Origin of the sequence: Plantibacter sp. ME-Dv--P-095 (assembly GCF_030209365.1) — a bacterium.
Taxonomy (GTDB): Bacteria; Actinomycetota; Actinomycetes; order Actinomycetales; family Microbacteriaceae; genus Plantibacter.
In genome coordinates this window covers 595356-604794 of sequence record NZ_JARVSB010000009.1, presented here as the reverse complement: position 1 = coordinate 604794, position 9439 = coordinate 595356, and the positions used below count along the sequence as shown (strand labels likewise).

At 65.1% G+C, this 9439-nt stretch carries 10 protein-coding genes; 5 read left to right on the top strand and 5 right to left on the bottom strand.

What is annotated here, in order from left to right:
- The first annotated feature begins 1185 nt into the window (after nt 1-1185).
- Nucleotides 1186-1395 carry a hypothetical protein gene (locus QRN26_RS14915; RefSeq protein ID WP_285037372.1) on the top strand — a complete coding sequence of 70 codons (210 nt, stop codon included), beginning with the start codon at nt 1186-1188 and terminating at the stop codon, nt 1393-1395.
- A 356-nt stretch (nt 1396-1751) separates the two neighbouring features.
- Here QRN26_RS14915 and QRN26_RS14910 read toward each other — a convergent pair whose 3' ends face one another.
- The 4 genes from QRN26_RS14910 to QRN26_RS14900 form a co-directional block, all read right to left on the bottom strand.
- Nucleotides 1752-2615, bottom strand: coding sequence for a hypothetical protein (locus QRN26_RS14910; RefSeq protein ID WP_285037371.1), 864 nt, complete (start codon nt 2613-2615; stop codon nt 1752-1754).
- A 638-nt stretch (nt 2616-3253) separates the two neighbouring features.
- Nucleotides 3254-3373, bottom strand: a complete 120-nt coding sequence (locus QRN26_RS18925; RefSeq protein WP_350223927.1) for a tyrosine-type recombinase/integrase — start codon at nt 3371-3373, stop codon at nt 3254-3256.
- Nucleotides 3374-3386: 13 nt separating this feature from the next.
- Entirely contained in the window at nt 3387-3752 is a 366-nt protein-coding gene (locus tag QRN26_RS14905; RefSeq protein WP_285037370.1) for a hypothetical protein, read from the bottom strand.
- Between the two features lie 20 nt (nt 3753-3772).
- Nucleotides 3773-4288 (bottom strand): VOC family protein, encoded by a 516-nt coding sequence (locus QRN26_RS14900; RefSeq protein WP_285037369.1) that lies wholly within the window; start codon nt 4286-4288, stop codon nt 3773-3775.
- 143 nt (nt 4289-4431) lie between these two features.
- Here QRN26_RS14900 and QRN26_RS14895 point away from each other — a divergent pair, with 143 nt between their 5' ends.
- The gene (locus QRN26_RS14895; protein ID WP_285037368.1) at nt 4432-4695 is read left to right on the top strand and encodes a hypothetical protein; all 264 of its coding nucleotides are present in this window, start codon (nt 4432-4434) and stop codon (nt 4693-4695) included.
- Nucleotides 4696-4744: 49 nt separating this feature from the next.
- Here QRN26_RS14895 and QRN26_RS14890 read toward each other — a convergent pair whose 3' ends face one another.
- A complete protein-coding gene (locus QRN26_RS14890) occupies nt 4745-5968 on the bottom strand; it encodes an ROK family transcriptional regulator (RefSeq protein ID WP_285037367.1) in 1224 nt (407 codons plus the stop codon).
- A gap of 74 nt (nt 5969-6042) precedes the next feature.
- On the opposite strand from QRN26_RS14890, the gene QRN26_RS14885 reads away from it, so the two are divergent.
- The 3 genes from QRN26_RS14885 to QRN26_RS14875 all read left to right on the top strand — a co-directional run bounded on the left by QRN26_RS14885 (nt 6043) and on the right by QRN26_RS14875 (nt 9407).
- On the top strand, nt 6043-6912 hold the full coding sequence (locus QRN26_RS14885) for a LacI family DNA-binding transcriptional regulator (RefSeq protein WP_285037366.1): 870 nt from the start codon (nt 6043-6045) through the stop codon (nt 6910-6912).
- A 153-nt stretch (nt 6913-7065) separates the two neighbouring features.
- A complete protein-coding gene (locus tag QRN26_RS14880; RefSeq protein ID WP_056781305.1) occupies nt 7066-8364 on the top strand; it encodes an ABC transporter substrate-binding protein in 1299 nt (432 codons plus the stop codon).
- Between the two features lie 83 nt (nt 8365-8447).
- Entirely contained in the window at nt 8448-9407 is a 960-nt protein-coding gene (locus QRN26_RS14875; protein WP_056781307.1) for a carbohydrate ABC transporter permease, read from the top strand.
- The last annotated feature ends 32 nt before the right edge of the window (nt 9408-9439 follow it).

The window sequence follows — 9439 nt, the reverse complement described above, 5'->3', positions numbered from 1 at the left end:
ATCTCCGGTCGCTGGAGGACGACTCCTGCACCGACGTCCGCGACCAGCTCCGCCCGCTCCTGGCGGAACGGGTGCGCCAGATCGACGAGAAACGCGCCCGCCTCGACGAGCTCCGCGCCCGCCTCGACCAGGCCGATGTGGGACTGGCGAACTGTCCAGATCGAGCCGAACACTGCTCGACCGAATGCGTGTTTCACCCGTCTGAACGCACGGCCTCGGGCGATACTTCCGGCAGGTTCTCGACGCCTGATTGACCTGAGTCACGAGTGGTTGACCGAGTGTCGAATCCTGAGGAGTGTCGATCTTGCCCATCGCACAGAGCGGATCGCTCTAGAGCTCCAGACCCCCGCTGGACCTGGGCTGGCGCGGTGGATGAGCGTCGCGGTGGGTATCGCCGGAGCGCGGTCTGAGGACGCTGCTTGAGAGCTTCCGAGCTAGCTCGGCAAGCCGATTCCTTGAATCTAGCGGCAGCGCGTCTTCGGAATGCTCGGCCACGCCCGATTCTCGTGCCGCTTGGCGACTGGCGCGTAGCTCCTGAAGGTATGCCGAAGCCGGGTCCTCATCCGGAGTCCAATCGGCCAGACGAGGCGGCTCTCGCCAGCTCGAAGCGGCAATCGACGGTGCGGTTTCGGGGGCCGCTAGCACAGTGCCTAAAGCTGATTCGCGAACCTCATTCAAGGGTAGGTACAAGTCCGGGCGCCAGAGCGGCCCTCCGGTCTGCGAGAGAACCTGGTCGATGCTCTTCAGTTGTTCGTCGATCCCGGCATCTCGACCATTCCACTTGCCGGCCAAGACGTAGAACGTATCGAGCCATGAATCGGGGTCGGGGTCGATATCGAAGTAGGACGCCCCGGTGAACCGGAGCAGCAGGTCCAAACGATCGACGTCCCAGGCGATAAGAAGACCAGTGTGCAAGTGCTACTTGCTCATATAGTTGACCTACCGTTCCGAGCAGTCATTGAGGCTGAGATGCAGGACCTCACGAAGCTCGGCAACAGTTTCCAGATCCGCCACCACGAAACTGGGAAGTCACCGATCCCGTCCAGCGCTCAGGATTACGTGATGGGGCGCATGGCCAACTTGCTTATCTATCTCCTTGATCAGAGCGGTCGCCTCCTGGCGCCCGGTGTGTAAGCGCAAGATCGAGCAACCGATCTGAAGGGGTTACGGCGGGGAGGGCGCGGTGTGGCGTATTGTCGGGCGAATCAAGGCGCGTTCTTCGCGGCGGAGCGTGAGCTCGGTGTGGTGTGGGCGCCGCAGGCGAACGCGGCTGGCGGGGTCGAGCGGTCTTTCAGTGCGCTCGACCAGCTCGCAGTCGGTGATGCGGTGTTCAGCTACATGGGGCCGACGGCCGTCGCTTTTAGCCGGCTGCTCGCGAGGGCTGCGGTCTGGTGAGGGAGAGATGGCTCGCCGGGTTGGATCTCTTTGGCGCAGAAGAAGACACAGCGCGTTCCACCTGCAGCGCGGCCTGGTGTTGACGACCAGTGACAGTTCGACGAGATCGACCGCGAACTCGTATCTCAGCTCACGGCGTACGAAGGATCTGTCGCCCCGATGGTCCGCCGATTGACCGCGACGCTTCCAGGTCGTGGCGATGAGGTCTCAGGCGATGGGATCTTCAAGGCCGTGAGGCGCGAGTCGATCGCGAAGTTTGGGCCCCGTGCGGACAAAATCACCAGCGAGGCGACGATGTGGACCAACGCTGGGCGTCCCTGACGCCGCAGTGACAAAACGATCAGCGCTTTGGCGGGTCAGTCCGTTGCGCGCTGAACAATTCCCGTAGCGAACCAGCTGACGAGCGTTGAAGCGAGTTGGACGTGCCCCAAGGCCACCGCGGGATCGGGGGCAGGGCCGCCGTGTCGGTCGCGTTGCGCGAACACCAGGGTCTCAAGCATGCCAATCAGAACGAGCCGATGGTCAGGGTGCCCGTCATCGCGAGTCTCGAAAACCAACGTCCACGACGAGGCGTCCTTGATGGCGCTGACGATCTTACTGAGACGCGGGCGGCGGTCCTTCGGAGTTACAACGGCACCTGCGGCGGCCTCGACGGCCCGAATGGCCTCCGTCATAGCCTTACTTGGATCGGGATCGAGTGCGGTCGCTGTTGCCCAAGCGGCGGTCAGGTGATGACCTGCGGTCTCCCCGGCGCTTGCGGCCGCTTCGGATGCGATCTCCTCTACTCCGTCGGGAAGTCGACGACCAATGCGGAATGAGCGCTCATCATTCACGACTGCAACACTCGATGCTGCCAGATCGAGGTAATCGGCTACCTGCGCGATCTGCGCTGGCGCACGGTACATCGTGTCTCGCTCGTGGTCGCTCACTAGAAGATCGATCACTTGAACGACGAAGCGGTCGCCTCGCTCAAAGATGGCGTTCACGAGGAGCTCGGTATGAACTGAGCCCGGTTCGAACGAAAACCTTGCCTGCAGCGACGTCTCGATGTAGCTGCGAAGTGGGCTAGAAGTCTGTTGATACCCAGTGTTCAGTTGGGTTTCGAGCCAACTTTGGATCGCAGGTCGAACATGATCAGGCAGCATTTCGCGCGCTATCAAACGCGTTGCGTATTCCTCGTCACTGGCGTCCCAAGGTCGCCAGACTTCCGCGTGTTCCATGCCCACACACTAATGCCGAACTGTGACATGGCTCCCGGCTGCAAACCTCCATCCGATCCAGGCGTAGAACTACTTCGAATCAGCACGAGCCCGCCTATATCCGCAACGCTCTCCCGACGAGCGCAGTAGCTTCTGCGGCGCTGCGCTTGCGACGGCGGGTGTTGGCCACGATGGCGAGCTTCCCAAGTAAAAGGTGACAGCAACGCGGGGGCAACCTGACAGAGTTCAGCAAACTCAGGTATGGAAATTCCCTGATCAGCGGGCTACCGCGGATCGCCACGGACCCCATCGCCCTCACTCGTAATGAGAAGGTCAAGGGTTCGATTCCCTTGGGCGGCTCCACCAGCATCACCCGGCCGTTGCCCTGGAAAACCCAGGTCAGCGGCTTTTTTCTTACCCGCTCAAAGGCCCGTCCGACCGGCCGAACTGCGCGACAGCTGCCGGCTAGGCGCGAAAATGTAGCAACGCGTGTAGCAACGCGTGTAGCAACGCGTGTAGCAACGCATGTAGCGACGACCCCGCGAACGGTAGCGAACAACGGTGAACGTGCATGGTCATTCCGGTCCTGCGGCGGGGGAGTCGAGCGCGGCATTCATCGCGTCTGAGGCGTTCCGAAGGGTCGTCGGTGCGACGTGGGATTAGATGTCGGAAGTGATCGCCATGTTGGCGTGCCCGAGGATCTCCATGACCCCGCGCATCTGCACGCCTTGGGCTAGCAGGAGCGACGCGCAGGTGTACCGCATGTCGTGGAAGCGGATCCGGCGGGGCGACCTAGCGGCGCACGAATATCTGGCGATTCACGACGCGGACGAGGGTTGCGTGGCGTTCACGTTGGATGATCTGAGCGATCTGGTTGAATGCTCGCTTGGCGCGGAGGGCGATCACTAAGGCCGTCACCATCACCGCTATCAACACCAAGACGATCAGGCCGACCACCGTGACGAAGCCAGGGAAGCCGTTGACAAGCGCCGGGCCGAAGATCGCGACCAAAAAACCCAAGGCGGGGACGAGGAGCCACGCGGTGAAGAGCATATACATCGCGATTCGTGCGCGACTGGCGGTGATGACCGCATCGGGCATCGAGGCGTTCAGGGCCTCGGTCGCCTCTCGGCTCAGCTCGGCATGGATTTCGTTCACGTATTTACTGTGCACGATCGTCAGTTGACCAGACCAGCTCGAAAACGATCTCTGTTGGTGCTGCGACCTTCGAAGGGATCGGTCGTGCCCTGGATCAGTTCCAGCGTTGCGCCCTGTTGATCGCGGAGGTAACTCATCAGGAACCCGGTTCGGGGCCCGGTTGTCATCCGGTGGGGCCGCCCGGGAGGAACCCAGCCGTACGCTCCAGCTCGTTGGACGATGCCAGGGAGATCGTCGACGCGCAGAGCGAGATGCATCGACCCCGGCGTCTCAGGTCCAGGCGCGCCAGCGGCACGGCGGTCGGGTGACTGGTACGCGAGCAGCTCGACTTCCAGGTCGCCTGCGGTGAGGAAGACGTGCTGGATGTCTGCATCCGCCACGCCGGTGACATGATGCGCTGCATCACCGTGTGTGCGCGACCGGCGCTTCAGTTCGAAGCCGAGGACGTCGCAGAAGAACGACGCTGTTCGGTCGAGGTCGGCGACCGTGATGCCGACGTGTTCGAACGCCAGCACGTGGGAATCGCTGTGAGTCATGAGATCGTCCGCTCTGTCGTCGGTTGCGCGGTCCGTGCCTGTGGACTGTATCGCTGAATGGAGGGTTGCTGTCATCGCTCAGCGTCGCTGGCAGTACCTGCTCAAAGCGCTAGCTATCTCATGAGGACGTACCCTGGTCATCAATGTTGATCGACGTTGAGGGCGAACGGTTCTCTGTCGAGGTGCGCCGAGAGCCAGACGGACGTCGCGTCTATGACTTCTCATGGATCAACGGACCAAGCGAACCGGCGTACGGTTTCACCATCGGGTCGACGTCTTCATCCAGTGGGTTCTCGACGGAAGAGCTGGAGGCGAGCGTCGCCGCTTGCGTCCGCCACTTCTTCGCCCCAGGTGGGATAGGGCCGGTCGATTTCCCGGAATTCGTCGCATCCAGAAATCGTCGATGACCTGGAACCTGTCCGCCGAGCCGATCGCTCTGGCGACCGCTGCAGCGCCTCAGCGGGTGAGTGCCGGGCCGTGGCCCGGTGCGATCGAGCCCTGCAGGACGAGTGACGCGGCACCGATCGCAGCCGCATCGCGAGGGTTGGCGGAGAGCTCGACGACGATCGGGTGGGCACGCCTGGCGAAGAAGCGCTGCTCGAGGCGTTCGCGGATCGCCCGGGCGTAGAGCGAGCCGGCTACGGCCATGCCGGGGCCGGCGAGGACGAGTCGATCGAGGTCGAGGAGGTTGGCGAGGGTCAACGAGGCGGCGGCGACACGGTCGGCCGAGAAGCGGATGAGGTCGAGGGCGGCCTCGTGACCGCTGACGGCGGCGCGGGCGAGCTGGTCGAAATCGCGACTGAGTGTGTCCGGTGCGAAGCCGAGGCCCAAGTCCCCGAGTCGGTCGCGCACCGCCTCGGCCGCCGCCATCACGGCTGCCGGCGCCGCGTAGCGCTCCAGGCACCCGCGGTTGCCGCAGTGGCAGGGGACACCGTCGACCTCGATGCTGATGTGCCCCAGCTCGCCGGCGTTCGAGCTCGAACCACGATAGAGCGCACCGCCCAGCACCATGCCTGCGCCGATCCCCGTGCCCATGTAGACGCACGCGAAGGACTCCGTGCGCGACACCTGGCGGCTCCAGAATTCACCGACAGCGGCTGCGGCGGCGTCGTTGTCGACGATCACTGGAACGTCGAGGCTCTCCTGCAACGCCTGCTGCAGGGGGAAGTCATCCCAGCGGACGAGCGTGGGCGGACCGAGGAGGACACCGCCGAGTTGGGCGATCGGACCGGGGGCGACGACGGCGACGCCCGCGATCGACGGTGCCGCGAGCCCGACGCCGGCGACGAAGTCGCGGTAGAGCGTGACCAGTCGGTCGGTCACCTCCTCTGGCGTGGCCGAGCCCGCCCCGTCGACGAGCTGTCGGCCGACGACGCCGCCACGGACGTCGGTCGCGACGAGCGTGATCGACTCGAACCCGAGCTGGATCCCGACGCCGTACTTGGCGCTCGCGTTGATCTCGAGGAGGGTCCGCGGCTTGCCGCCTCTGGGCGCAGCCCGACCGGTCTCCCGGACGAGCCCGTCCTCGATGAGGCGGCGGACGATGTTCGAGATCGACGGCTGGGTCAGGCCCGTCGCCTCGGTGAGCTCGGTACGGCTGATCGTGCCGGCCGAGCGGATCAGGTCGACGATGAGCGCCTGGCTGCCGGGACCCGACTGCACGGACTCACGTCTGGCCATCTTCCCCTCCCGGCGATGTTCGAGCGCGTAGTGTGAGGGCCACACGACCACTTCTCACGAAAGGCCGCGTCCCGATGGGTCTCGACGCCGAACAGACTATCGCGCAGTCCAGGCCGATCGGCCTCACGCTGTTCCGTGCCTCGGAGATCTACGGGGAGGAGCCGTTCTACCACGAGCTCATCGCCGGCATCGATCGCGTGGTCCGACCGCACGGCCTGTCGGTGCTCCTCCGAGTCCTGCCGACTCGGGAGGAGGAACTGCTGCAGCTGGGGCGCTGGCACCAGGACGGAGCGGTGAGCGCCGTCATCCTCGTGGACCTCATCGACGACGACGAGCGGGTGGCCTTCGTCGAGCGGTCCGGAATCCCGGCGATCGTGATCGGTGCACCGGCGACGGCGCAGGGCCTCCCGGCGGTCTGGACCAACGACGCGGTCACGATGCACGAGGCCGTGGGCCACCTCGTCTCGCTCGGGCACCGGCGGCTCGCGCACGTCACCGGCCCGAGGGAGCTCACGCACACGCTGTCCCGGATGGAGGCGTTCACGCTCGCCTCCGACGGGCCTGACGTGGACACCGTCTCGATCGGCGGCGACTACTCCCGGACCTCAGGCGTCCAGGCCATGCAGGCGTTGCTCGCACGCGACCCCAGGCCGACCGCGGTCGTGTTCGACAGCGACGTGATGGCGCTCGGCGGGCTGCAGGCGGTGCAGGAGGCCGGGTTGCGGGTGCCTGACGACCTCTCGATCGTGGCCTGGGACGACTCGGCGCAGTGCCAGCTGTCCGACCCGCCGATGTCCGCGCTGAGCCATGACGTGCAGCGCATCGGCGAGATGGCGGGCGAGGAGCTGCTCGAGCTGCTGGCGGGCCGCCCCGGCGCCACCCGGGAGGCGCCGCACGCCGTGGTCATCGAGCGCTCGACCTCAGGCTCCGTGCCCGGCGCCTGACGCGTCGGCGCGCCACGAACCGAGATGTGCTGTGACCGATTTGTTATATAAATTAATAATGTTTAGTCTTGACGAGAGCAAGGCGGCAGACGATGCTGGACAGCGAGCGACGAGGCGACCCGGCCCTTCGCCCCCACGAACGAAGGAGTTCCCATGTCCCGGAGACCGATCATCGGCCTCGCCGCAACGGCTGCGGCCGCGGCACTCGTCCTCAGCGGCTGCTCCGGCGGAGCCGCCAACGACGACGGCGACCCGAGCGGCGAGATCACCGTCCTCACCAACCGCACCGACCTCGTCGACACCACCTTCAAGGACTACGCGGCCGAGTTCGAGAAGCAGTATCCCGGCACCACCGTCAAGTTCGAAGCCCTGACCGACTACGAGGGCGACGCCAAGATCCGCCTCAACTCGAAGGACTACGGCGACGTGCTCCTCATCCCGTCCTCGAATGTCACCAAGGATCAGTACGCGAACTTCTTCGAGCCGCTCGGCAGCACCGAGGAGCAGTCCAAGACCTACCGGTTCGCGAACGAGGCCTCCTTCGACGGGACGGCCTACGGCGTCTCGACCTTCGGTTCCGCCATGGGCTACGTCTTCAACCGCGACGTCTGGACGAAGGCCGGGATCACTGAGCCGCCGGCCACCGAGGAGGAGTACCTCGCCGCACTCGAGAAGATCAAGGCGAACGGTTCGATCCCGTACTACACGAACTACAAGGACGGCTGGCCGCTCGCGACGCTCGAGGGCAACCTCGGTGCGGTGCAGGGCCCGGAGGTCCGTACCGAGATGATCGCCACCGACAGCCCATGGACCGAGGGCAACGACCAGTACAACATCGACGGTCTCCTCTTCGACACCGTTGCCGCCGGCCTGAGCGAGCCTGACCCCACCACCACCAACTGGGAGGAGTCGAAGAACCTCCTCGCCTCGGGTGAGATCAGCTCGATGGTGCTCGGCTCCTGGGCCGTCTCGCAGATGCAGGACGCGGCGGAGAAGGCCGGCGAGTCCCGCGACGTGATCGGCTTCTGGCCGATGCCGTGGAAGACCGACGAGGGCTTCACCTCCGTCACCGCCTCCGACAAGTTCCTGGCGGTGAGCAAGTACTCGAAGAACAAGGCGACCGCGAAGGCCTGGATCGACTGGTTCACGAACGAGTCCGGATTCGCCGCGAGCCAGGGAGCCATCAGCCCCGTCATCAGCGACCCGGCGCCGGACACGCTGGCCGACTTCTCCGACCTCGGCGTCACCTACCTGGAGCTCGCTCCGGACCCCGTGGGCAAGGAAGCCGTGATCAACGACATCGCGAACGCCGCTGAGATCGACCTCTTCGGCAACACCTACCGCCAGAAGCTCATCGACGTCGCCCGTGGCGCAGCCGACGGCGACAAGGAGAGCGCATTCGCCGACCTCAACGAGCGCTGGGCAGCGGCCCGCGCCGACGTCGCCGAGTAGCACCCCTCCGATCGGCACCCGGGCCCGTCCCCACGGCGAGCCCGGGTGCCCACCACCCCCATTCAGCGAAGAAGGCAACGAGCATGGTCACAGTCCAGGGAGCATCACCCGCCACCCGAGCGGTGGTGACGAACCATCCACGCCGCGCACGCACGCTGCGGCCGGGCCGGCCCCCGAAGGCCACCGGCTCCCGAGTCACGCCGTGGCTGTTCCTCGTGGTGCCACTCGCCTTCCTGATCGTCCTCACCTACGTGCCGGTCGCGAACATGTTCTGGTACAGCCTCACCTCGTGGGACGGACTGGAGCCCGAGCAGGAGTTCGTCGGCATCGACAACTTCGTGCAGATCTTCACGAAACCGGAGATCTTCCAGGTCTTCTTCGTGAGCCTGTACTACCTGGTCGGAGCTGTCGCCCAGCTCGTCCTGGCGCTGTACCTCGCCACGCTGCTGAGCTTCCGGACCCGCTTCAAGAACCTCTTCAAGGGCGTCATCTTCTTCCCCTACCTCATCAACGGGGTCGCGATCGGGCTGGTCTTCCTCTACTTCCTCCGCCCAGGCGGCACCCTCGACGCCCTCCTCGCGGCAGTCGGTGTGCAGGACACCCCGCAGTGGCTCGGCGACCCTTCGTTCGTCAACGCCTCCCTCGCCGCCACGTCCGTGTGGCGGTACATGGGCCTCAACTTCGTCCTGTTCCTCGGCGCGATCCAGTCGGTCCCGTCCGAGCAGTACGAGGCCGCGGATCTCGACGGTGCCAACTCGTGGCACAAGTTCCGGTTCATCATCCTGCCGAGCATCCGGCGCATCCTCGGCCTCTCGTTCATCCTGGCCATCGCCGGAGCACTGTCCGCCTTCGAGATGCCGTACGTCATGACCGGCGGTGCCAACGGTTCCGAGACGTTCGTGATCCAGACCGTGAACACGGCGTTCAAATTCTCGAAGGTGGGTCTGGCGTCCGCGATGGCCGTCGTCCTGCTGCTGATCGTCCTGATCATCACCTTCGTCCAACGCCGGGTCTTCCCCGACGAGAAGGGAGGCGAATCGTGACCACCACCGCCGACCGACCGGTCTCCGTTCCC